Origin of the sequence: Pseudohongiella sp. O18, from assembly GCF_021729085.1 — a bacterium.
Lineage (GTDB): Bacteria > Pseudomonadota > Gammaproteobacteria > Pseudomonadales > Pseudohongiellaceae > Pseudohongiella.
In genome coordinates, this window is sequence record NZ_JAJSAR010000003.1 from 1 (window position 1) to 22,859 (window position 22,859).

22 protein-coding genes are annotated in these 22,859 nt (G+C 55.8%); 4 read left to right on the forward strand and 18 right to left on the reverse strand.

Features of this window, described 5'->3' with window-relative positions; genetic code table 11:
- Nucleotides 1–173: 173 nt before the first annotated feature.
- The 4 genes from LVD14_RS13720 to ilvY form a co-directional block, all read right to left on the reverse strand.
- Nucleotides 174–752 (reverse strand): sulfite oxidase heme-binding subunit YedZ, encoded by a 579-nt coding sequence (locus tag LVD14_RS13720; RefSeq protein WP_237134688.1) that lies wholly within the window; start codon nt 750–752, stop codon nt 174–176.
- A 108-nt stretch (nt 753–860) separates the two neighbouring features.
- Complete coding sequence (msrP, locus tag LVD14_RS13725; protein WP_237134689.1) at nt 861–1,904, reverse strand: protein-methionine-sulfoxide reductase catalytic subunit MsrP; 1,044 nt, start codon at nt 1,902–1,904, stop codon at nt 861–863.
- A 61-nt stretch (nt 1,905–1,965) separates the two neighbouring features.
- A complete protein-coding gene (pssA, locus tag LVD14_RS13730; protein ID WP_237134690.1) occupies nt 1,966–2,805 on the reverse strand; it encodes a CDP-diacylglycerol--serine O-phosphatidyltransferase in 840 nt (279 codons plus the stop codon).
- A 49-nt stretch (nt 2,806–2,854) separates the two neighbouring features.
- A complete protein-coding gene (ilvY, locus tag LVD14_RS13735) occupies nt 2,855–3,790 on the reverse strand; it encodes an HTH-type transcriptional activator IlvY (protein ID WP_237134691.1) in 936 nt (311 codons plus the stop codon).
- Nucleotides 3,791–3,941: 151 nt separating this feature from the next.
- On the opposite strand from ilvY, the gene ilvC reads away from it, so the two are divergent.
- Nucleotides 3,942–5,411, forward strand: a complete 1,470-nt coding sequence (gene ilvC, locus LVD14_RS13740) for a ketol-acid reductoisomerase (RefSeq protein ID WP_272907347.1) — start codon at nt 3,942–3,944, stop codon at nt 5,409–5,411.
- Nucleotides 5,412–5,604: 193 nt separating this feature from the next.
- Here ilvC and ilvN read toward each other — a convergent pair whose 3' ends face one another.
- The 5 genes from ilvN to rluD all read right to left on the reverse strand — a co-directional run bounded on the left by ilvN (nt 5,605) and on the right by rluD (nt 12,683).
- A complete protein-coding gene (gene ilvN, locus LVD14_RS13745) occupies nt 5,605–6,096 on the reverse strand; it encodes an acetolactate synthase small subunit (RefSeq protein ID WP_237134692.1) in 492 nt (163 codons plus the stop codon).
- Between the two features lies 1 nt (nt 6,097).
- The gene (locus LVD14_RS13750) at nt 6,098–7,822 is read right to left on the reverse strand and encodes an acetolactate synthase 3 large subunit (RefSeq protein ID WP_237134693.1); all 1,725 of its coding nucleotides are present in this window, start codon (nt 7,820–7,822) and stop codon (nt 6,098–6,100) included.
- A 366-nt stretch (nt 7,823–8,188) separates the two neighbouring features.
- Complete coding sequence (clpB, locus tag LVD14_RS13755) at nt 8,189–10,795, reverse strand: ATP-dependent chaperone ClpB (protein ID WP_237134694.1); 2,607 nt, start codon at nt 10,793–10,795, stop codon at nt 8,189–8,191.
- Between the two features lie 120 nt (nt 10,796–10,915).
- Nucleotides 10,916–11,731, reverse strand: a complete 816-nt coding sequence (pgeF, locus tag LVD14_RS13760; protein ID WP_237134695.1) for a peptidoglycan editing factor PgeF — start codon at nt 11,729–11,731, stop codon at nt 10,916–10,918.
- Nucleotides 11,721–12,683 carry a 23S rRNA pseudouridine(1911/1915/1917) synthase RluD gene (rluD, locus tag LVD14_RS13765; protein WP_237134696.1) on the reverse strand — a complete coding sequence of 321 codons (963 nt, stop codon included), beginning with the start codon at nt 12,681–12,683 and terminating at the stop codon, nt 11,721–11,723. The genes pgeF and rluD overlap by 11 nt, the downstream gene beginning before the upstream one ends.
- 111 nt (nt 12,684–12,794) lie before the next feature.
- Here rluD and LVD14_RS13770 point away from each other — a divergent pair, with 111 nt between their 5' ends.
- Entirely contained in the window at nt 12,795–13,832 is a 1,038-nt protein-coding gene (locus tag LVD14_RS13770) for an outer membrane protein assembly factor BamD (RefSeq protein ID WP_237134697.1), read from the forward strand.
- On the opposite strand, the gene LVD14_RS13775 is transcribed toward LVD14_RS13770, so the two are convergent.
- From LVD14_RS13775 to thiO, 3 genes are all read right to left on the reverse strand, one after another.
- Entirely contained in the window at nt 13,823–14,422 is a 600-nt protein-coding gene (locus LVD14_RS13775; protein ID WP_237134698.1) for an SIS domain-containing protein, read from the reverse strand. The genes LVD14_RS13770 and LVD14_RS13775 overlap by 10 nt on opposite strands.
- A 63-nt stretch (nt 14,423–14,485) precedes the next feature.
- On the reverse strand, nt 14,486–16,141 hold the full coding sequence (locus tag LVD14_RS13780; RefSeq protein ID WP_237134699.1) for an NAD+ synthase: 1,656 nt from the start codon (nt 16,139–16,141) through the stop codon (nt 14,486–14,488).
- A gap of 21 nt (nt 16,142–16,162) precedes the next feature.
- Complete coding sequence (thiO, locus tag LVD14_RS13785) at nt 16,163–17,335, reverse strand: glycine oxidase ThiO (protein WP_411268292.1); 1,173 nt, start codon at nt 17,333–17,335, stop codon at nt 16,163–16,165.
- Nucleotides 17,336–17,411: 76 nt separating this feature from the next.
- Here thiO and LVD14_RS13790 point away from each other — a divergent pair, with 76 nt between their 5' ends.
- A complete protein-coding gene (locus LVD14_RS13790; protein ID WP_237134701.1) occupies nt 17,412–17,984 on the forward strand; it encodes a GspH/FimT family pseudopilin in 573 nt (190 codons plus the stop codon).
- Between the two features lie 20 nt (nt 17,985–18,004).
- Here the strand turns inward: LVD14_RS13790 and LVD14_RS13795 are convergent, their stop codons facing one another.
- From LVD14_RS13795 to LVD14_RS13805, 3 genes are read right to left on the reverse strand one after another with little or no spacing between them, the layout of a single operon-like run.
- Nucleotides 18,005–18,331, reverse strand: a complete 327-nt coding sequence (locus LVD14_RS13795) for a hypothetical protein (RefSeq protein WP_237134702.1) — start codon at nt 18,329–18,331, stop codon at nt 18,005–18,007.
- On the reverse strand, nt 18,328–19,005 hold the full coding sequence (locus tag LVD14_RS13800) for a type II secretion system protein J (protein ID WP_237134703.1): 678 nt from the start codon (nt 19,003–19,005) through the stop codon (nt 18,328–18,330). Before LVD14_RS13800 ends, LVD14_RS13795 begins: the two co-directional genes overlap by 4 nt.
- Nucleotides 19,005–19,469, reverse strand: a complete 465-nt coding sequence (locus LVD14_RS13805; RefSeq protein WP_237134704.1) for a hypothetical protein — start codon at nt 19,467–19,469, stop codon at nt 19,005–19,007. The genes LVD14_RS13800 and LVD14_RS13805 overlap by 1 nt, the downstream gene beginning before the upstream one ends.
- Nucleotides 19,470–19,615: 146 nt before the next feature.
- Between LVD14_RS13805 and LVD14_RS13810 the strand changes: the two genes are divergently transcribed.
- Complete coding sequence (locus LVD14_RS13810) at nt 19,616–20,374, forward strand: sulfite exporter TauE/SafE family protein (protein ID WP_237134705.1); 759 nt, start codon at nt 19,616–19,618, stop codon at nt 20,372–20,374.
- 50 nt (nt 20,375–20,424) lie between these two features.
- Here LVD14_RS13810 and LVD14_RS15580 read toward each other — a convergent pair whose 3' ends face one another.
- The 3 genes from LVD14_RS15580 to LVD14_RS13825 are packed head-to-tail and all read right to left on the reverse strand — an operon-like array spanning nt 20,425 to nt 22,817.
- Nucleotides 20,425–21,855 carry an ATP-binding protein gene (locus tag LVD14_RS15580; protein WP_237134706.1) on the reverse strand — a complete coding sequence of 477 codons (1,431 nt, stop codon included), beginning with the start codon at nt 21,853–21,855 and terminating at the stop codon, nt 20,425–20,427.
- 6 nt (nt 21,856–21,861) lie between these two features.
- Nucleotides 21,862–22,536 carry a response regulator transcription factor gene (locus LVD14_RS13820; protein WP_237134707.1) on the reverse strand — a complete coding sequence of 225 codons (675 nt, stop codon included), beginning with the start codon at nt 22,534–22,536 and terminating at the stop codon, nt 21,862–21,864.
- 2 nt (nt 22,537–22,538) lie between these two features.
- Nucleotides 22,539–22,817 (reverse strand): PepSY domain-containing protein, encoded by a 279-nt coding sequence (locus tag LVD14_RS13825; protein ID WP_237134708.1) that lies wholly within the window; start codon nt 22,815–22,817, stop codon nt 22,539–22,541.
- Between the last annotated feature and the right edge of the window lie 42 nt (nt 22,818–22,859).

Sequence of the window (22,859 nt, forward strand, 5' to 3'; positions counted from 1 at the left end):
TACCGGGCCTGCCTGCTGAAGTTGCCCTTCAGCTGTCAGGGGCGCGCATTATGCCACAGTTTTTGATGCCTGCAAGCACTTTGACAAAAATTTGTTAAGAAGTTTTGTCGAGCCCTGACGAGGTCCCAATATTACGCACCAGTGTGCGATTGAAACCTGCGTACCTGACTGGGTTACTGACTCGAAACTGACGATGCGCCGGCGCGATTTGATCGCCTGGCCTGTCGCCTAAGATACTGCACTAGTCGGTACCCCAAAAGCAGGGCGAGTAGTGTACCATAAAATACTGCGTCGAAAACATCTGTACGCAAAATCCAGGTGAGGTGTAATACACCGAGAATAGCGGCAACATAAACCAGTCGGTGAAGCGGTTTCCAACGCCTGCCCATCAGACGCACCATACGCTTGGGAGATGTTGCTCCCATGGCGGCCAGAATCAGAAAAGATACAAAGCCGACCGTGATATAAGGCCTCTCCAGAATATCGTCACCGACCTCGAACCAGCGCAGCTCGAGCAGAAACACGACATACACTACAAAGTGCAGACTGGCATAGAACAGTGCGAACAGGCCCAGGGTCCTGCGCAGCGGAGCCGCTCCGGTAAGCCCCATCAGTTCTCGCATTGGCGTGATTGCCAGACTCATCAGCAGAAAACGCAAAGTCCAGCGACCCGTTTCCAGAGCAAGTTCTTTAGCAGGGTCAGCCCCGAGGGTATTCTGTATCGCACCCAGCAACAAATAGAGGAAAGGCATGCAGGCCAAACCCCAGATGCCCCACCTGATCCAACGCCATAGCGAAGGGTTGCGTCGCCAGTCCGGCGCAGCTCGCGCAGTCAATCCTTTCTCCTGGTAATAACGGGCCTAGTAATAACGGGACAGGTCCATACCCTGATACAGATGCGCCACTTCCTCTCCATAGCCATTAAACATCAGGGTCTCCTGACGCGACGGGCTGAACAGGGTACGCGGCAGCCTTGTTTCCATGTCCTGACGCCAGCGCGGGTGGTGAACATTCGGATTCACATTGGCATAAAAACCATATTCATTTGGCTGCATCATATTCCATGTGGTGGGCGGCTCTTCTTCAACAAATCGGATCTTGACGATGGACTTGACGCTCTTGAAGCCGTACTTCCAGGGTACTACCAGCCTGATCGGCGCCCCATTCTGAGGTGGCATGTAGTTACCATAGAGACCTACCGCCAGGAAAGTCAGCGGATTCATCGCCTCATCCATGCGCAGCCCTTCCCGATAGGGCCAGTCGACGATACTGAAACGACTGCGTTGAGCGGGCATCTGCTCAGGGTCCACCAGCGTTTCAAAGGCGACATATTTGGCTTTTGAGGTCGGCTCCATTCGTTCGATCAGGGAAGCCAGCGAAAAGCCAACCCAGGGAATCACCATCGACCATCGCTCTACACAGCGCAGGCGATAGATTCGCTCTTCCAGTTGCGCAGGTTGCACCAGGTCTTCCAGATGGTACACGCCGGGTTTCGCGCATTCACCCCCGATATCAATAGACCAGGGGTCGACATTAAAAGACTGCGAGTTACGGTAGGGATCTTCCTTGTCCATGCCAAACTCGTAAAAGTTATTGTAAGTCACGACATCCTGGTAAGGCGTCAGAGACTCGTCTGTCCAGAACGGGCCGCCCCGCTCCGCTGCTTCAATATTGCTGAACTTATCTTCCCACCACTGCGCCGGCGCTGATCGCTCAAGGTCCGCCGGCGCCCTGGCACGCAGGCCATCGCCAGAGGCTGCACCCGCCAGACCAGGCATCAACAGTCCGGAAGCACCCACCGCCCCAAAACTCAAGGCATCAGTCATGAATTTACGACGGTTGCGATAAACTGACTCAGGTGTAATCTCTGATGACGGTATTTCTCGTTTGGTCTTGATCAACATAACTGCACTCCCTGAGACTTGGGTGTCTGAAACTAAGGTGCTTTCATTGGCCTGACTGTCATTACGGTTCAGCCGACTGTCCGGTTTGCTCGCGACGCAGCTTTAACTTCTTGTATGCTCCAATAACAGGACCGGAACAAACGTAAACTACGCACATGGTAAGCAGCACTTCATGCGGGCGCTGCGCGATCACCACCAGCAATACTACTGCCATCACGAATACGACGTAGGGGACAGTCCCTTTGAAGTGTATCTCTTTGAAGCTGTAATACCGGTAATTTGACACCATCAACAAACCGGTAATCGCTGTCAGCAATGCTGCACCGATCGCAGTCCAGTAACCTGGCTGAATATTGTATTTATACGCAACCCACACCACGAATGTTACCAGCCCAGCCGCGACCGGACTTTGCAAACCAACAAAAAAACGTTTGTCGACGGTGCCCAGCTGCACATTGAAGCGCGCCAGCCGCAGCGCCGCACAGGACATGAAGATGAAACTCGCGGCCCAGCCCGCATTGCCCAGTGAGGACAGCGTCCAGCTGAAAATGATCAGCGCCGGCGCCACACCAAAGGACACCATGTCTGCCAGACTGTCGAACTGCGCACCGAAGGCGCTTTGGGTGTTGGTCAACCGGGCCACGCGACCATCCAGCCCGTCCATAACGGCGGCCACCAGAATCGCCCAGCCAGCCGCATTAAAATTGCCATTCATACCAGCTATGATCGCGTAGAAACCCGCGAACAAAGCGCCCAGCGTCAGCAGATTGGGCAGCAGATAAATGCCTTTGCGGCTGATCTTGCGCCCGCCCTCTGACACAAACTCTTCGTGTTCATCGATCGGAATAAAGCTGTCGCTGTCATCCTGTGAGTTGTTGTCTTGCTGCGACTTATCGCTCATGTATTACTCGCTGTTGTTGGTGATTCTTTACCACACTCGGTACACCCGATTATACACGCTTGTCAAAACGCTGCAGTGAGCGCTCATGCCGGTCGGACAATGATTCGGTCACTTTCCAGAAAGCGTTGATCAGCGGATTGCTCAAGCGGCGCTTCAGCGCACAGAGGCCGATTGTGAATGGCTCCAGCTCAGTCATGACCGGAAGCACTTCAATGTGCGCACTCGATGGACTGTTGTCAACGACAACCCGCGGCACCACGGCAATACCACAGCCAAGACTGACCATGCTGACCATGGCTTCATGTCCGGATACCTGCGCATAAACCTGCGGTTTAATACCACGCTGGTGAAACCACTGCTCAAGGCGTTGGCGCGACAGGCCTGTTTCAGAGAGTATCAACGGGATCTGCGCCCAATCATACTTATTTATCTGCTCAGCCCGCTGCAAGGCCTGGCGCAACGGGCAGTCGATCGTGGGTCCGATACACACCAGTGGCGAATGGCCAAGTGGCAGAAACTCCATACTGTCAGGCAGCTGCTCAGGAAGCGCTGCTATTGCCAGAGCATCAAGCTCATCGCTCACGCGTGACAGGGCCTGCGCCGAATCACCTGTGTGCAATTGCAGCTCAACCTGCGGATATTCGGCACGAAACCTCTGCATCAAGGCCTGCAGAAAGCTGTAGCTCGCGGTCACCGAACAGAACAGACTCAAAGCCCCTCGCACCACTTCGTCGGATTGCAGCCCTGCCTGGAGAAGCTGCCAGCGATCAACGACATCGTTCGCAAAATCCCTGACCAGGTAGGCCTCGGCCGTCAGTTTGACCGAGCGCCGATCACGCTCAAACAAAACCACCCCGAGCTCCTGCTCCAGTCGCTGAATGGCGCGCGTCAACCCCGACGCACTGATGTGAAGTTCGCGACTGGCTTTGGCGAAATGCAGCGTGCGCGCCAAAGCCAAAAACATTTTTAGATCTCTGATATCCATGCCAAGATACCGTGCCTCTCTGGCGCGCCAGTCGATTTTATTGCAATTTTCGCAATACGAAATTGACAATATATCATTTTACGCAAGCATGCTCACCTATTAGTATGGCCGCCTGACCAAATTCAACCTGATTGCAATAAAGGACCGGATTATGAATTACTTCAACACCTTGTCACTGCGCCAGCAACTGCAGCAACTCGGCAAATGCCGTTTTATGGATACAGCCGAATTCGCTGATGGCGTCAACCGTCTGCTGGGCAAGAAAGTAGTCATCGTCGGTTGCGGCGCACAAGGCCTTAACCAAGGCCTCAACATGCGTGACAGCGGCCTGGATATCAGCTACGCCCTGCGCGCTGAGGCTATTGCCGAGAAGCGCCAGTCATGGAAAAACGCCACAGAAAATGGCTTTACCGCCGGCACTTACGAAGACCTGATTCCACAGGCCGACCTGGTACTCAACCTGACACCGGACAAGCAGCATACCTCTGTTATCAAGCAGGTCATGCCATTGATGAAAAAAGGCGCCTGCCTGGCCTACTCACATGGCTTCAACATTGTTGAAGAAGGCATGCAGATCCGTGACGACCTGACCGTCATCATGGTAGCGCCCAAGTGCCCGGGCTCAGAAGTCCGCGAAGAGTACAAACGTGGCTTTGGTGTACCGACCCTGATCGCGGTTCACCCGGAGAACGATCCGCAGGGCGAAGGCCTGGAACTGGCCAAGGCATACGCGGCTGCTACCGGCGGTCATCGTGCAGGTGTTCTGGAGTCTTCTTTTATTGCGGAAGTAAAATCCGACCTGATGGGTGAGCAGACCATTCTTTGTGGCGTACTGCAGACCGGCTCCATTCTTTGCTACAACCGCATGATCGAGAAAGGTGTCGAAGCCGGTTATGCATCCAAACTGATCCAGCATGGCTGGGAAGTTATTTCTGAAGGCCTCAAGCACGGCGGCATCACCAACATGATGGACCGTCTGTCCAATCCTGCCAAGCTGGTTGCCAACTCACTGGCCCAGGAACTTAAAGAAATTATGGCACCACTGTTCCAGAAACATATGGACGACATCATGAGCGGTGAGTTTTCACGCACCATGATGGAAGACTGGGCAAATGACGACAAGAACCTGTTGACCTGGCGCGAACAGACCGGTGAGACAGCATTCGAAAAGTCGACTGCCGGTGACATGGATATTTCTGAACAGGAGTATTACGACAACGGCATTCTGATGGCCGCCTTTCTGAAAGCCGGTGTAGAGCTGGCCTTTGAGACCATGACGGACGCAGGCATTATCGAAGAGTCCGCCTACTACGAGTCACTGCACGAGACACCACTGATCGCCAACCTGATCGGTCGTAAAAAGCTGTATGAAATGAACAAGGTGATCTCAGATACTGCTGAGTATGGCTGCTATCTGTTCTCACACGCAGCAGTGCCGCTGCTGGAAGGTTTCATGCAGAAAGTTGACACTGACGTAATCGGCAAGGGCCTGCAGTTGAGCGACAACAACGTCGACAACACGGCACTGATTGCTGTGAACCAGTCTATCCGTAACCATCCGATCGAGATTGTAGGTCGTCGTCTGCGCTCTTACATGACTGCGATGAAAAAGGCGATCTAAATCGCCTCTGTGATAGTGAGTCACCTGTGCCCTTCCAGGCGCAGGTGCTCACGTCAATCAAGATAATGCAGATTTGAGATTCGCTAACGTTTACTTATTTTCCTCAGTGCATTCGGCACAGATCACATATCAGCCGCATTCATACTTTAAATAAAGCATGTCCGCGGCTCACCACACCGGGATAACTGAGCCTTCACAGGCTCAGTACTTTCTCACCTCTTGAAATACCGGTCACACCGGTACGCGCCACTTCCAGTACCGCTGCATTGCCCAGAGCAGCGATGAAGCTGTCAAGCTTGTCAGAGGTTCCGGTCAACTGAATGCTGTAAACCGTGCTGGTCACATCAACGATCTGTCCACGGAAAATATCCGTGGTGCGCTTGATCTCGGCACGTTGAGCGCCGGTGGCCTTCACCTTGATCAACATCAGTTCGCGTTCAATATGCGAACCCTCCGTCAAATCCACCAGTTTCACCACATCGATCAGTTTGTTCAGGTGTTTGGTGATCTGCTCGATCTTACGATCATCGCCAATGGTGGTGATCGTCAATCGTGACAGCGTGTGGTCTTCAGTTGGTGCCACAGTGAGTGATTCAATATTGTAGTTACGCTGAGAAAACAAACCGACAACACGAGACAGGGCGCCAGGTTCATTCTCCAACAGTATGGAAATTATGTGCCGCATCTTATGTTCTCTCCGTTTTGCTCAACCACATGTCTTTCATTGACCCGCCTTTGATAGCCATCGGGTAAACATGCTCAGCCTGATCCACTGCCACATCGATAAATACCAGCTTGTCCTTCAGCGCGAATGCTTCTTCCATTTTGCTGTCCAGCTCGGACAGTTTCTCAATGCGCATTCCGACGTGCCCGTAAGCCTCTACCAGCTTGATAAAGTCAGGCAGTGATTCAGAATAGGTGCTGTGCGAGTGACGCCCACCGTATTGCATGTCCTGCCACTGCTTGACCATACCCAGCGCCTGGTTGTTCAGACACACAATCTTGATCGGCAGACCATACTGCAGACAGGTAGCCAGTTCCTGTATACACATCTGAATACTGCCCTCGCCTGTGATACAGACTGAGATTGCGTCAGGATAGGCCAGCTGCACGCCAATCGCGGCAGGAAAACCAAAACCCATGGTGCCCAGTCCGCCGGAGTTGATCCAGCGGCGTGGCTTGTCGAAATGGTAATACTGCGCGGCAAACATCTGGTGCTGACCCACATCAGAGGATACATAGGCTTCGCCTCGCGTTGCCTTGTAAACACTCTGAACCGCCTGCTGAGGCTTGATGGTTTCACCCTCTGCAGATTTGACTTTCAGGCACTGCTTGGCCCGCCAGCCCTCAATCTGCTGCCACCACAATTCAAGCGACTTACTGTCGACACGGGCGTCCGCGCTACCAATCAACTCCAGCATTTCTTCCAGAACACTGGTGACCGAACCCACGATGGGGACATCAGCAGCGACGGTTTTGGAGATCGATGCTGGGTCGATATCAACATGAAGAATCTTGGCCCCCGGGCAGAATTTGTTGACAGCATTGGTCACACGATCGTCAAAGCGAACACCAATACCCAGCACCACATCGCTGAAATGCATGGCCATATTGGCTTCGTAGGTACCGTGCATACCCAGCATGCCGAGAAACTGTTTGTCCGTAGCCGGGTAAGCACCCAGACCCATCAATGTATTGGTAATCGGAAACCCGAGTGTTTGCGCCAGGCGGGTCAGCAGCTCTGAGCCGTTACCCTGTATAACACCACCGCCGGCGTAAATAACCGGACGCTTGGCCGCCAACAGAATTTCCACTGCTTTTTTGATCTGCCCGGTGTGACCTTTCGCGGGCACCGAGTAGGAGCGCATCTTCACTGATTCAGGATAGCGATACTCAAATTTGCGTGCCGGATCTGTGACGTCCTTCGGGACATCAATGACAACCGGGCCAGGCCGGCCGGTGGTCGCAATGTAGAACGCCTTTTTGACAACGGCAGGAATATCTTCAGCTTTCTGAACCATGAAGCTGTGTTTGACGATGGGGCGAGAGACACCCACCATGTCGGTTTCCTGGAATGCGTCGGAACCGATCAGCGAGCTGTCAACCTGACCGGAGATCACCACCATCGGAATGGAGTCCATAAACGCAGTTGCGATACCGGTAATGGCATTGGTGGCACCAGGGCCCGAGGTCACCAGCACCACACCAGGCTTGCCGGTGGCTCTGGCATAACCGTCGGCAGCGTGCGTCGCCGCCTGCTCGTGTCGTACCAGAATGTGATCCACCTTGTCCTGGTTGAATATCGCATCGTAAATATGCAGCGCTGCGCCGCCCGGATAACCGAACATAAGCTCAACGCCCTCGTCGTGCAGAGCACGAATCAGCATTTCACCACCAGAAAGCAATTCCACAGTCTTAGCCTCTATTGAATCCAATTTTCCATGTCGCAATGACATCGAAGGAATACCGCGAGGTCGCGATAATCCGGCGCTAGTTTATATCAAAAGATGAGCGGCTTCTTGCGTTGTAACACTTTGAAGCCATAGGTGGTTTGTCAGTCACCTATGAGGAACCGGTGTGGGCGCCGATTGCGGCACACCGGTCGACAGGCTGTCGGCAATAATTGTTGTGGCCTGTCTTGCAGAGTCGGGGAGGGGGTTACCTTCTCAGTCTGCAGCAACCGGACACTCAGAGTGGAGCGCCGGTTGTGAGCAGACAATTGTCCCATGATTCCGCCTGTTGTCAAGGCGCAAGGAGACTTTCAACAGGGGCAGTCATCAGTGCAGACTGCCTGCCCCCTGCTTGCCGAATGTGAACCCGTCGGCGCCAACATCAATCGTGATCCGGTCACCTGGCAGGTACTCACCCTTTATCACACGCTGCGCCAGCGGGTTCTCGATCCAGTTTTGAATCGCTCGCTTTAGCGGTCGCGCACCGTAAACCGGGTCGTAACCAAGCTCGGCAATCCGGTCCAGCACCGCTGGCGACACCTCGAGTCCAAGGTCGTTGTACTGCAGCCGCTTGCTCAGTGAGGCAATCTGGATATCCGCAATGCCCCTGATCTGTGAGGCCAGCAAGGGGTGGAAAACCACCGTTTCGTCGATGCGGTTCACAAACTCCGGGCGGAAATGTCGCGTCACCACATTCATGACTTCATGCCGGGCCTGCTCATAGGCGTTCTCGTCCGACGGATCCAGCAGCATCTCCTGAATGCGATCCGAACCCAGATTGGACGTCATTACAATTACCGTATTTCGGAAGTCCACCGTGCGACCGTGTCCATCAGTCAGGCGTCCGTCATCCAGCACCTGCAGAAGGATGTTGAATACGTCAGGGTGCGCCTTCTCCACCTCATCCAGTAACAGCACTGAATAGGGTCGGCGGCGGACAGCTTCAGTCAGATAACCGCCCTCTTCATAACCCACATACCCCGGCGGCGCGCCGATCAACCTGGCAACTGAATGTTGTTCCATGAATTCGGACATATCGATTCGGACCATCGCCTCCTCGGTATCGAACAGGAACTCGGCCAGCGCCTTGCACAACTCGGTTTTACCAACACCGGTCGGCCCCAGGAACAGAAATGAACCGTTCGGACGGTTGGGATCCGACAGACCAGATCGGGAGCGGCGCACGGCATTGGCGACGGCAGATATGGCCTCCTCCTGCCCAATCACCCGACGGTGCAGAGCATGCTCCATTTCCAGCAGTTTCTGCTTGTCACTCTGCAGCATCTTCGAGACAGGGATCCCGGTCCAGCGCGACACGACATCCGCGATCTCTTCTTCCGTCACGCGGTTGCGCAACAGCTTCATCTCCATCATTTCCGCCTGGGTCGACATATCCAGCGTCTTCTCCAGATTGGGGATGATGCCGTACTGCAATTCAGACATGCGCGCCAGGTCGCCCGCCCGGCGGGCGATTTCCAGATCAGCCCGGGCCTTTTCCAGATTACTCTTGATGGACTGAGTGCCTTGCACAGAAGCTTTCTCCGCTTTCCATATTTCTTCCAGATCGGCGTATTCTTTCTCTACCCTGGTAATATCGTCAGCCAGCTTTTCGAGTCGCTTCCTGGACGCCTCATCTTCTTCCTTCTTGAGAGCCTCGCGCTCGATCTTCAACTGGATCAGGCGTCGTTCCAGCTTGTCCATTTCCTCAGGTTTGGAGTCAATCTCCATACGGATAAGACTGGCCGCCTCGTCGATCAGGTCGATAGCCTTGTCGGGCAACTGACGATCCGGAATGTAGCGCTGCGACAGCCGAGCTGCGGCGATGATGGCTGCGTCCGCAATCTGTACGCCATGGTGCACTTCGTAGCGCTCCTTGAGCCCGCGCAGAATGGCAATGGTGTCTTCCTCGGAAGGCTCCTCGACCAGCACTTTCTGGAAGCGTCGCTCCAGTGCGGCGTCCTTTTCAATGTACTGTCGATACTCATCAAGTGTTGTCGCGCCGACGCAATGCAATTCCCCGCGTGCCAGCGCCGGTTTCAGCATATTGCCTGCGTCCATGGCACCATCGGCTTTGCCGGCGCCGACCATGGTGTGAATTTCATCGATAAACAGAATGACAGAGCCTTCCTGCTTGGAGAGCTCATTCAACACTGCTTTCAGACGTTCTTCGAACTCGCCGCGGAACTTGGCCCCTGCAATCAGGGCGCCCATGTCCAGTGCCAGAATGCGCTTGTCTTTTAGACCTTCCGGCACCTCTCCGTTGACGATTCGCTGGGCAAGGCCTTCGACGATAGCAGTTTTGCCGACGCCGGGTTCACCGATCAGCACCGGGTTGTTCTTGGTCCGTCGCTGCAGCACCTGAATGGTTCGGCGAATTTCACTGTCACGGCCAATCACCGGATCCAGGTTGCCCTGCTCGGCACGCTCGGTGACATCGATACAATATTTTTGCAGCGCCTGAAATGCGTCTTCCGCACCAGCATCCGTCACTTTATCGCCGCCACGCAGATTGCGGATTGCATTTTCAAGTGCTTTTTCACTGACGCCAAAGCTGTTCAGCAGTTTACCCATCTCGCCCTTATCGGACATGGCAGCAAGCAGGACGGTTTCACTGGAAATATATTTGTCACCGCCTTTTTGCGATATCTTGTCGGCCTGATTCAACAGGCGCCCGAGCTCGTTGGACATGGCAACGTCACCGCCGGTGCCTTCCACTGTCGGCAGGCGTTTGACGATGGCCTGCAAACCATCACGCAACTCCTGAATGTTAAAACCGGTCTGCGACAGCAGCGGCCGCACTGAACCACCGCGCTGATCAAGCAGCGCCAAAATCAGATGTACGGGTTCAATGAAATTGTTGTCATTGCCCAGGGCCATGGACTGCGCATCCGCCAGGGCAGCCTGCAATTTACTGGTTAATTGATCCATTCTCATAGCATCACCTCGATTGGCATGCGGAAGCGAGAGGCTGGGCACGCCGGATTACTAACTTCGTTGCCAATAAAGATTGCGGTGACACGGGGGAATTTCAAGTAGGCCGCTCCCCAACAAGCGTCAAGTAGCGGATTGTTTGATGTAAATCACACTCGCCATGCGTCCGGTGACACCATCGCGACGGTAGGAAAAAAAGTGGGTATCGTCACAAACGGTACACAAACCGCCGCCATGGACGGCTTCAACGCCAACAGCACGTAGCCTGATTCTGGCGACCTGGTATATGTCCATCATCCACTTGTCGGGGTGCTGCGGGCTGCGTAAGAAGCTGTCCGCGATCTTAGAGCGCTGGGTGGTGCTTTCGGCCCGGCCCAGAAAGGCCTCTCTTACTTCGTCGCCCACCTCAAAGTGGCAGGCAGCGATGGCCGGCCCCAGCCAGGCCAGAAGTTTGCCTGGATCCACCGGCAGGCTGGCGACAGTATTTTCCAGTATCCCATCCAGCAGTCCGCGCCAGCCTGCGTGCGCTACCGCTGCGACCGAGCCCTGCTGATCCGCTATGAACACCGGCAGACAATCCGCAGTCATTACAAGTGCCGCCGCGCCAGGTGTCGACACCCACGCTGCGTCAGCCTCCGGAACCTCATCATCGATAGTGGCTGCGTCAATAACACGCGTGCCGTGCACCTGTTTCATCCAGCCCAGCCGCAATCCCGCCGGCAGTTGTTCCGCCAACAGGTCCCGGTTTGCTGACACGTGTACAGGATCATCATCAACATGAGTACCAAGATTAAGCCCGCAATACGGCCCAACACTGACACCGCCCTGTCGCGAAGTTACCAGCGCACAGACTGAGTCGGGCGCTGGCCACTGCGGCACCAGCCAGCAAACCTGGCCGTCCTCACTGTGTTGCCAGAGCTCCCGGTCATCATCTGCCACGCGCATCTTCCTGCAAGGTGTTGATCAGTATCTGCATGTCCTCGGGCAATGGCACCTCCCAGCTGACTTCTTCACCGTTGGCGGGGTGTAAGAATCCAAGTCTGGCTGCATGCAGGGCCTGTCTGTGGAATCCGCGCAACTGCTCGGCCAGGGCCGGTGTCGCGCCGGATGGTATATGCAAACGACCACCATACAGTGGGTCACCAACCAGCGGATAACGGATATGCGCCATGTGTACCCGTATCTGGTGGGTACGGCCGGTTTCCAGCTGCAGCTGCACATGGGTGTGCGCTTTGAATCTTGAAATCACGCGATAGTGTGTGACGGCCTCTTTGCCACTTTCGGTTACTGCGCGTTTTTTCCGGTGCACCGGATGACGTCCCAGCGGCTCGTCAACGCAGCCGCCGGCTGTCAGCACACCGCAGACAACTGCCTGATACTGGCGCGTCACCTCACGGCGCTGCAACTGCCTGACCAGCCGGTGATGTGCCGGCAGGGTCTTGGCGACCACCATCAGCCCGGTTGTATCCTTGTCCAGTCGATGCACAATCCCGGCACGCGGGATATTGTGCAGTTCCGGGCAGTGGTGAAGCAGACCATTCATCAGGGTGCCGGAGCGATTGCCGGCAGCAGGGTGAACCACGGTGCCTGCGGCCTTGTTGATGACCAGGACTGATTCATCTTCATACACGATATTGAGCTCGATCGGCTCAGCCTGCCATTCGCTGGCCTCCTCTGCTACCGGCTCAGCGCGTAGCTCCAGCACATCGCCAGTCAGCAGCCGGTCTTTGGATCGACGCTCCTGTCCGTTGACGCGCAGCACGCCGTCCTTGATCCACTGCTGCAGTCGACCCCGCGAATAGTCATTGAACAAATTCGCAGCAATCTGGTCCAAGCGGGAGCCATCAAGCTCTTCGGGAACGGTGGCGCTAAGATTAATTGTATCGGTCATGGTAAAACTGAGGCCTCTGCGCCCTTGGGTTCTGTGGCACTGATGTGGTTAAATAGTCGACTGCAACCAGACATTATAGTCTGTTTTGAATGTTTTTGAGGTGTCTACCGCGTGCGAGTCCTGCTGCTATTTACGTTACTTCTGAGTCTGGCGTCCTGTTCCCTGTTTAACAGCGAGGAACGTGACGAGTTTGCCAATCTGTCGACAGAAGAGCAATTCTATCGCACCGCCAACAGGCAGCTGAACTCTTCCAACTTCAGCGCTGCCGTGCGCACCTACCAGGCGCTGGAGTCGCGATTCCCGTTCGGCCAGTTTGCCTCTCAGGCCCAACTGGAGCTGGTCTACGCGCATTACCGAAGTGGTAATCTGGAAGGCGCCAGGGCTGCCGCGGATCGATTTATACGTCTGCACCCCGATCACCCCAGCATAGACTACGCCTATTATCTGAAAGGCGTCGCCAGCTTTTCTGAGAACACCGGTTTCATGAGCCGTTTCCTGCCAACGGATCAGTCCAAGCGGGATATCAGCCGGGCTCGCGATGCATTTAACGAGTTTTCCATTCTGCTGTCGCTTTACCCGGACAGTGATTATGCGGCTGATGCCCGGGCGCGCATGATCTATTTGCGCAACAACCTGGCTATCCATGAAATCCACGTTGCCAACTATTATCTTGAGCGTCGTGCCTACATTGCCGCGCTTAACCGCGCCAGATATGTGGTTGAGAACTTTCAGGGCTCACCGGCGGTAGCCGATGCCGTATCCATTATGGTCGAGTGTTACCTGCGTCTTGGCCTGAACGACCTTGCTGATACCTCACTCGCGCTGCTGCGAACCAACTTCCCGGATCATGCATCGCTGGACAGCGATGGTGACTTTATAGTCCGCAATCATGTCACAGACCCTTCACTGCTATACATGGTCAGTTTTGGTCTGCTCGGCAGCAACGTCGATGACACACCGCTAGCACCCACGCAGCGCCCCCAGCGTTCTATTGAGCCAGACACGACGGGACTGGAGTCTGGTCGTTCGCTGCTGAATATTCTGACGTTTGGACGCTTCGGACGCGGCGCCGACGAGCGAGTGCTGCCAACCGAGCCACCGCCCGGCACACCTTCTGAACCCGTACCTGGGACTCCCGGTCAGCCTTGAGCTGACGGGTAGTTTTCCGGAAAGAAACGGCGTTCAATCAGTTCTATCAGGATGTGAATAATCTTGATGTGAACTTCCTGCACCCGGTCCGCATAGCGACTGGCACCGGCGCTGATATCAACCGTGGCCAGTGTGCCCAGTACTGAACCGGGCTTCCCGGTAAGACTGACCACAGCTATACCCGACTCTCTTGCGTACTCCGCCGCACGGATGACATTTTTGCTGGTGCCACTGGTGCTGATCGCAAGCAGGCAGTCGCCGGATCGAGCACGTCCCTGCAGATATCGGGAAAAAATATGTTCATACCCAAAGTCGTTGGCCACACAGCTGATATGCCCGGGATCGCTGATCGCCGTAGCTGACAGCGCCGCCCGATTATCACGGTAGCGCCCGGTGAGCTCTTCAGCGAAATGCATGGCGTCACTCATTGACCCGCCGTTACCGCAGCTGTAGATCGCCTTGTCCTGCGACAGTGCAGCTATCAGCACTTCTGCGGCATCCGCAATTGCCTGAATATTGGTTTCATCAGAAAGAAAGTTTCCCAGATAAGCCTGAGAGTCAGTCAGGGTGTCACGGATTATCGTGTGCATATGCAGTGTCTACCTGTCATACCTGGTGAGTGGTCTGTAGCCGCTGGCCAGCGCGAATAGGCATCAATCGCCAATTTTCCAGCCGTGTGTCAGTGGATAGCGCCTGTCCCGTCCAAACGCACGCTCCGTCAATCGTACGCCAATTGGCGCCTGACGGCGCTTGTACTCATTGATATCAATAAGGCGGAGCACACGATAGACTTCATCACGATCCTGTCCACTGCGAATGATGGCCTCCGCACTCATGTCCTGTTCCACATACATGGCCATGATCGCATCCAGTCGATCGTAAGGTGGCAGGTTATCATCGTCGCGCTGATCCGGAGCAAGCTCAGCCGACGGAGGACGATCGATGACCCCCTGGGGAATGATGTCAGTCTCCCCTGCTTCTGCAGCCACTTCGTTACGATAGCGGGCCAGTCTGTATACCAGCGTCTTGCTGGCATCCTTCAGCACACTAAAGGCGCCCACCATGTCTCCGTAGAGCGTGCAGTAACCGACCGCCAGCTCACTCTTGTTGCCGGTAGTCACCACCAGTGCACCTTTTTTGTTTGAAATCGCCATCAGCAAAGTGCCGCGGCAGCGCGCCTGAATATTCTGTTCCGTCAGGTCGGGAGGCATACCTGCGAACTCCGCTGCCAGGGCGGCTTCAAACGCACGGTAAATGTCATTGATGGCAATGATCTGATAGTCCACACCCAGCCGTGTGGCCTGCTGCTCGGCGAGCTGCAGGCTCAGTGGCGAAGTATAATCGTAGGGCATCATCACAGCGCTGACATTCTCTGCTCCCAGCGCGTCAACCGCGACAGCCAGCGTGAGTGCTGAATCGATACCCCCAGAGAGTCCAAGCAAAACTTTTTTGAAGCCATTCTTGCGCAGGTAATCACGCAGCCCCAGCGCCATCGCCTGATAGCATCGACTTTCTATGCCTGGCAGTGCAGTTGTTGCCGTCAGTGGATTGGCGAACGTGACCGCATCGGCCTCAACATTAAGGGCCACAGGGATCAGCGCTTCAGCAAATGCCGGACCACAAACCTGAACCTCGCCGGACGCGTCAGCAATCATGGAGTTGCCGTCGAATACCAGCTCATCCTGCCCACCAACCTGATTGACATATACGATCGGCATCGCCGCGCTGGCAGCACGATCTGCCAGCAAGGCCAGCCGGCGTTCCATCTTGTCCAGATGAAATGGCGAGGCATTGATATTGATCATCAGAGCCGCACCCGCCTGCGCAGCCTGCCGGGTAGGTCCCGCCTCCCAGATATCCTCACAAATGGTGAATGCCGTTTTCACACCTTCTATGTCTACCAGACAGGGGGCGTCACCGGCACTGAAGTAGCGCCGCTCGTCAAACACCTGATAATTTGGCAGGCACTGCTTTCGATAGATGGCCTGGATACCACCACCGTGAATGACAGCAAGCGCATTAAATAACCGCCCCTGCTCGTAAAGCGGAAAACCGATCACCAGCCAGGCCGGCAGGGCTGCCTCACATATTTTCGCCAGGGCATCATCAACACGCGTCGCCAGCGCGGGCCTCAACAGCAGGTCCTCCGGCGGGTATGCGGTCAGCGCCAGCTCCGGGTAAACCACAACATCGGCCTGGTGCTCAGCAATCGCCTGTTTTGCCGTATCCAGAACGCGATCAGCGTTGCCGGCGATATCGCCTGCCAATAAATTCAACTGGGCCATTACCAGCCTGAGCTGTCTTGCCATATCGTGCCTGTCTCCGGGGTACTAACGGTGCTGTGTTCGCGGTTGCGCGCTATTGTCAGCGATAATCGAATGCGAGGCAAAACTTGTGTTTGCCAGGCGATGAGCCGGGTCATAGGGACGCGGGTCAATTTTTGGTCGCCTGCCTGTTACCAGGTCCGCCAGCAAAGCCGCCGAGGCCGGCGCCAGAACCAGTCCATTACGGTAGTGGCCAGCATTGATCGAGAGATTCTTGAAGCCGGGCAATGCACCAATAAACGGAACGCCCCGCGGAGCCCCAGGCCTGAGGCCGGCCCAGTGGTTTACGATCGGAACATCGGCAAGCGCGGGCAACATCCGTTCTGCTGAGATTTTTAAACTCTCATACGCCTGCTGGGTGGTTGTCTTGTCGAAGCCTGCTGCCTCCAGCGTGCTGCCGATAAGTATATGATTGTCGCGCCGGGGAATCAGATAGCGTCCCTGATTCAGAACGATACCTCTCAGCAGCTGCCGATCTGCCCTGTACAGCATCATCTGACCCTTGACCGGTTCGATGGGAACGTTGAGGCCCGCAGCCTTGAGCAGTGAGCCCGCCCAGGCACCTGCTGTGATTACAACGTGGCTTGCCGTGAGAGACTTCTTCTGTCCGCCCACGTTGGCGCTTACACTTTGAACTGTGCCGCCGGTGTGGTTCAGGCCAAGCACTTCGCAGTTCTCCGTTATGGTTGCCGAGGCATGCTGCCGAAGCCATTGATGCAAGGCTTTTAACAGCCGGGGATTGCGAATGTTGGCCACCTTTGGCATTGCCAGCGCCTGTGTGAACCCCTCGGCAAGTGCGGGCTCGTGCCGATAAACGTGATCTGCCTGCCACAGGCTCATCTGCCGCCCAAATCGACTGGCCCAATCAAGTGCCTCAACGTGGTCCTCGGCGTCCAGCATCAGCAGTCCACACTCATTGAGTTCCGGATCAATACCGGTTTCTGCGTACAGACTGCCAGCCAGTGACGGGTAGGCGTCCTGGGCCTGATTGGCCAGAGCCGATACCGCATCCTCGTAACGCCATGGATAAAGTGGTGAAACGATACCACCACCAGCCCAGGATGCCTCTGCACCTATCCGGCCGCGCTCCACCAGATGCACGGTCGCACCTGCCAGTACCAGCTCACGCGCAACCAGCAATCCGGATATGCCGCCTCCGCAAATCAGAAAATCAGACACAGCACCACCCATCGATCTGCGGAAGAGCTGCTATAGTTTTATTTGACCACATACTAGTCATGCCGGGAGTTCATGGATGAGGACCCACTGCAGCCGGGTGTACCGGCGTCACGCGATTGAGTTTCGACAATCAGGCGTAAACCTGCTGGAGATCATGATCTGCACCGTGATTATAACAATAATGCTGCAGTTTTCCCTTCCAGCCTCACAATGGCTTCTGAGAGATGAGAGCGAGAGAGTGATTTCGCAGGCTGCCGAGATGATACAGCTGGCACGCAGCCATGCCATCCGTTCCGACCTGGCTGTCACGCTGTGCCCTGCACGGTTTGAAGGTTGCGGAGCTGACTGGAACCTGGGGATCGTACTGGTTTCCGACGGTGAGCAGGTGCACAGACAGGACTGGACGGCAGTTCACGGCACGGTTCACTGGCGCAGCTTCGGTGCGTCGAATCGTCTGGAGTTTGATACAACAGGTGCGCTGCTTCATCAGAATGGCAGTTTGATGTGGTGTCCGCTCCAAACTGATGCCGGCTCTCCTCACCAGCTGGTAATAAACGGCGCAGGTCGCATTCGACTGGCAGAAGACTCAGACGGCGACGGCTGGCGCGAGGATGGTGCTGGCAATCCACTCGATTGCGACGATGTCTGACCGAAGTCTTGTTGATTCCGCTACGGCTTGCTAACGCCAGCGGCTTTACATTTCACCAGGACTTCAGACAGCAAGGCCTCACGATTAGCCACAAAGCTGTCGGCCTCCCACGGGGTCTCACCGGCTATGTTCTCGCCTCTTTCGCCATGATCTTGAGAAGCCAGTTCGACCACACAGAACCCTTTGGCATGTAACAGGTTGAACACTTTACGGTGGGTCAGGACTGCCGATGCCAGAGTTGCCTGAACCATCAAAGCAAGGGCTAGACTCAGGATCAGACACAGCGGCAACACCGCGCCCAGCTGCCTGCGGGAGTGGAATTGCCGATGCCAGTTTTTCGGGCTCACGGGGAGCTCTCATTAAGCACTGCCGGCTCGGTGTCACTGATACCTGCCGGCACCGTCAGCAGACCCCGCATCAGGCCTGAATCTTCAGCCACTCGGTAGCGGATGCGGACTGCAGTCAGATTCCCATGTTCGACTCGGCTAGTGCTATCACAGCGCCGCTGACAAACTGCGACCCTCAGATCACTCAAACCAGTCACAAGTTCCTCGCCTCTATAAAAGCCACCTTCCGGTCGACTTCTCCGAAGATAAAGCCCGGCGGGCTGGTCTCGGCGACCACCACGATGTGCCAGGTAGTACAGGTTGCTGCTCTCGAAGAGACCGGTGACGGAATAGTGCCTGACGATAACAACATCGCTGCCGCTGACCGCTGTGGACGGGCGGCTGAACGACGCGCCAGCATGCCATTTCTCAACGGGCACCAATCCAGTGGCGCCTGCGCGTGCCAATGCTTCTGCCATATCCAGCGCGAGTCGCAGGTCCTCACCAAATATCCGACGCACCACCGTCGAGGTATCCAGAGACTGCTGCCGCTCGAGCTGCCTTAAGCGGTCCTGATGTCCATACAGGTAGACCTGTAATAAAGACCCACTGATGACTGCGCCTGAGGCGATGACAAGCAGGAGTTCCAGCAGACTGAAACCATGCCCTGATCGCATGTTCGCGAGCAACTTCATCAGGCATCCGACTCCTGAGCGGATGCCACCCGAATCAGACATTCTGTGGCGCGCATTGGCTGTTGCCAGCAAATCGACGTGTAGTCTTCAGCGGCATGCAGTGAAAAATGACCGAACATTTCTGCTGCCTCAGCGTCTATCAATTGCTGCTCCCACTGATCAAGTAGCTCCACTGCCTGATCATGGTCCAGAAGCGCGGTGTTCCCGCTATTCAATGCCGTACAGTTTGTCCGTTCGGCAGCGCAGGCAAGTTCTGGCGACAACTCATGTAATGCCAGCCACTCCTCCAGCAGCACTGAAGCTTGATGCGCAGCGAGGGCCCGCGACAGGGCGTCATCACTGTGGATCTGCATCAGCCCTGAGACGGAGATGGCACTGCCTGCCAGCAGGCCCGCCAGCAGCAGCTCTAGTGTGGCGACACCACGGTTCTTCCAGAGGATCTTGAACGACCCTGTTGCACGCATAATTGCCATCCCTGCAAATTTCACGACTCCACCAAGACTGTAGTCATGAATCCCCGTCAATGCTCAATAAAAAAGCAGATAGTTTTGGCGGCAGCGGGTAAATTACCTATAATCCGCGCTTCGCAATGAATCGGGTACTCACGGGCATGGAATACGATCTGCTGCTTCTCATGCTGCTGGCCCTGACAGGTCTCATCGCCGGGTGGATAAACACCCTTGCCGGAGGCGGATCCAATCTGACCCTGCCGGCCCTGATGTTGCTGGGCCTGCCACCCGACGTGGCCAACGGCACCAATCGTGTTGGCGTCATCTTGCAGGGCGTCGTTGCGGTCAAAGGGTTTCACAAATACGGGCGACTGGATACTCAGTCAATCTGGCCTATTCTGGTCCCCAATCTGATTGGCGGCGCCATCGGTGCACTGATTGCAGCGCTGCTGCCGAATGTGGCGCTCAAACCGCTGCTATTGGGAACAATTCTATTGATGTCAGCCATCATCCTGGTGCGCCCGGGTTTCATCGCGCCGCCTCCAGGCACCCCCGTAAAGACGCCGGGTGAAAGTCCCGGTGCATGGGCAGGTCTCTTCCTGGCCGGAGTTTATGGTGGCTTCGTGCAGGCGGGAGTCGGTTTTATATTGCTGGCCGCCCTGGCTGGCGGGTTGCGCTACGACCTGGTCCGGGCGAACGCGCTGAAAATGGTCTGCACGCTGTGTTTTACAGCCGTTTCACTGGCCATCTTCCTCTGGTTCGATCTGGTGCGCTGGCTGCCGGGCCTTGTACTTGCGGCCGGAACAATGCTGGGCAGTCACTTGAGCGTAAAATTTGCCATCAGCGTGCAGCAAAGCACCATCAAGTGGTTCCTGTTCGCGATGACGCTGGTGTCCTGCGGCGCTGCACTGGTTTTCTGATCGACGGCTGCGCAGATAAACCGGGCGACACCAGCTGAGACTGGAAAAGTTTAGCGAGCGGTACTTTCGCGCAGATTGCTGACCCGGATGTTGTTGAGGGTTACAATGACTGCGGCGCCCCCCAGGCTGCTCCGCTCTATCTGGATCTGACCTCCATAGCTGTGCACGATATCTGCCACAACTGCCAGGCCTATGCCCTGCCCCTGCGGCAAGGTATCCAGCCTGACTCCTCGCTGCAGTACCAGCTCGTTTGCCTCAGGCAGTATGCCACTGCCATCGTCTTCCACACGAAGCTGCGCAGCACCGGAATCAGTGCCAACAGAGGATGAAGACACCAGTACCCTGCCCCGACCATACTTGCAGGCGTTGTCCATCAGATTGCCCAGAACCTCCATCAGATCCCGTTCGTCTCCCAGGAAGAAGGTCTGCTCGTCCACTTGTTGTGTGATCTTTACCGATTTGTCGGCGTAGACCTTTTCCAGCGCCCGCGCTACCCGCGCGGTCGCCTCGGCGAGGTTGACCTGACGTGCCAGCGCACTGGTGTTATCCCCTCTTACGGCACGCTGCAATTGATAACCCACAATCTGGTTCATGGCATCAAGCTGTTCCTGAATCACATCGGCACGCACTGTATCGCTCGCGGTCGCACCCGCGTGATCGGGTCCGGACCTGAGGCCGGCCATCTCGCCCTGAATAACGGCCAGTGGTGTTTTCAGGCTGTGCGCCAGATCGCCCAGTGTGGTGCGATAGCGCTGCTGCTGTTTGCGCTCTGACTGAATCAAAAGATTGAGGTTGGTTGTTACTGCGTTCAACTCGCGCGGATAGTCTTCTCCGAGGGTTTCGCTGTCACCTCTTTCGATGCTGACCAGATCCCGGGCCAGTCTTCTCAACGGTGCCAGCCCCCATCTTAATAGCGCCAGCTGCAACAATAAAAGCAGCGCGGCCAGGCCTCCCAGCCAGGACCACAGGCTGCGACGAAACTGATTCACCTCCAACTGATAAGTGGCAGTATCCTCGAGCACCGTAAAGATGACAGGCGCGGGTCGATTTTCCCAGGTCACAGCATAACTGCTAACAAAGAATTCCAGTTCTGATGCCCCGGCCAGACGACGAAACTGCGTGTCGCCACGTGACAGCTCACGTCCCAGCGCCAGCTCATTAACAGCGAGTTCAAGCGCCGAGGGAGTGCGCAACAACACCTGTCCGTCAGCATCTCTGATTAGGCCGTAAAGCCCGGAATTGAGCTGAGAAAAGCGCGGCTCGCGCAGATCTTCAATGAAATAGAAGTCGCCGTCGCTTTGATCGACAGCCGCCAGCAGCACGTAGATCTGAACCTGTAACTGTTCGGCTATGCCGGCCTCGGCGCTGGCTCTGAACGCCCTGTCCAGCACCACTCCCGTCAAACCCAGAAACACCGCCAGGAGAATGCTGACCGAGACCAGCAGTCGGCTCTGCAGCGAATAGGAACCGGGCCTGGACACCTGGCATCAATCCATGACGCGCATGCGGTAACCCTGGCCCCGCACAGTTTCAATAGGATTGAGCGTCTGATCCGGATCAAGCTTCTGTCTCAGGCGCCGAACGAACACCTCCAGCACATTGCTGTCACGATCGTAATCCTGTGCGTACAGGTGCTCAGTCAGTTCCGTCTTGGAGACAACCTGATCAGGGTGCAACATCAGATACTCAAGTGTCTTGTACTCGTAGGCGGTCAGATCCACGCCAGTGCCGTTAACACTGACGCGTTTGGCACTGGTATCGAGCTGGATGGATCCCGAGGTGATGATCGGGCTGGCGAAGCCAGCGGCGCGGCGCATCAGGGCATTGAGGCGCGCAAGAATTTCTTCCATGCGAAACGGTTTTACGACGTAATCATCGGCGCCTGCATCAAGGCCACTGACTTTATCCTGCCAATCACCGCGCGCTGTAAGAATCAGTACTGGATAGCGTTGCCCCGCCTCACGCATCTGGCGAATCAGGCTGATGCCATCCAGTTCTGGCAGGCCAAGATCAATGATGGCGGCGTCGTAATCATTTTCGACGGCCAGGTAAACGCCTGTGCGTCCGTCCCTGGCATCATCGACGACAAATCCGGCCTGCTCCAGACCCAGTTTAAGCTGCTGCCGCAACAGGCTGGCATCTTCTACAACCAATACCCGCATGCTCACTCCCTGCTGATGGCACCTGTCGCTTTGTCGACATAGACAGTGTAAATATTTCCTTCATTGTCCAGTCTGACCCGATAACGAACCCGGTCGCCCTGCCTGACTTCATTGATGCTGATGACCTCGCCAGGAAACTGGGCTCTGACGATATCCAGTGCCTGTCGCTGATTGACCGTCCGACCACTGTTCTGTTGCTGCTCGGCCTGATCAGCCGGAGGTTGCGCGACCACGTCGCTTCCGGCCAGAGCCAGCCAGGATACGATGGCTGCTATCAGCAATCGATTCCTGCGCCGGCCCCTCATTAACGTCACCATACTCAC

Bases quoted from the DNA above. Each gene is read 5' to 3' on its own strand.
- ilvN (WP_237134692.1), bottom strand. From the start codon at position 6,096: ATGCGGCACATAATTTCCATACTGTTGGAGAATGAACCTGGCGCCCTG.
- pssA (WP_237134690.1), bottom strand. From the start codon at position 2,805: ATGAGCGATAAGTCGCAGCAAGACAACAACTCACAGGATGACAGCGAC.
- ilvC (WP_272907347.1), top strand. From the start codon at position 3,942: ATGAATTACTTCAACACCTTGTCACTGCGCCAGCAACTGCAGCAACTC.
- LVD14_RS13820 (WP_237134707.1), bottom strand. From the start codon at position 22,536: ATGCGGGTATTGGTTGTAGAAGATGCCAGCCTGTTGCGGCAGCAGCTT.
- rluD (WP_237134696.1), bottom strand. From the start codon at position 12,683: ATGACCGATACAATTAATCTTAGCGCCACCGTTCCCGAAGAGCTTGAT.
- LVD14_RS13775 (WP_237134698.1), bottom strand. From the start codon at position 14,422: ATGCACACGATAATCCGTGACACCCTGACTGACTCTCAGGCTTATCTG.
- LVD14_RS13780 (WP_237134699.1), bottom strand. From the start codon at position 16,141: ATGGCAAGACAGCTCAGGCTGGTAATGGCCCAGTTGAATTTATTGGCA.
- LVD14_RS13720 (WP_237134688.1), bottom strand. From the start codon at position 752: ATGCCTTTCCTCTATTTGTTGCTGGGTGCGATACAGAATACCCTCGGG.
- LVD14_RS13800 (WP_237134703.1), bottom strand. From the start codon at position 19,005: ATGAAGTTGCTCGCGAACATGCGATCAGGGCATGGTTTCAGTCTGCTG.
- msrP (WP_237134689.1), bottom strand. From the start codon at position 1,904: ATGTTGATCAAGACCAAACGAGAAATACCGTCATCAGAGATTACACCT.
- ilvY (WP_237134691.1), bottom strand. From the start codon at position 3,790: ATGGATATCAGAGATCTAAAAATGTTTTTGGCTTTGGCGCGCACGCTG.
- clpB (WP_237134694.1), bottom strand. From the start codon at position 10,795: ATGAGAATGGATCAATTAACCAGTAAATTGCAGGCTGCCCTGGCGGAT.
- LVD14_RS13810 (WP_237134705.1), top strand. From the start codon at position 19,616: ATGGAATACGATCTGCTGCTTCTCATGCTGCTGGCCCTGACAGGTCTC.
- LVD14_RS13805 (WP_237134704.1), bottom strand. From the start codon at position 19,469: ATGCGTGCAACAGGGTCGTTCAAGATCCTCTGGAAGAACCGTGGTGTC.
- LVD14_RS13790 (WP_237134701.1), top strand. From the start codon at position 17,412: ATGAGGACCCACTGCAGCCGGGTGTACCGGCGTCACGCGATTGAGTTT.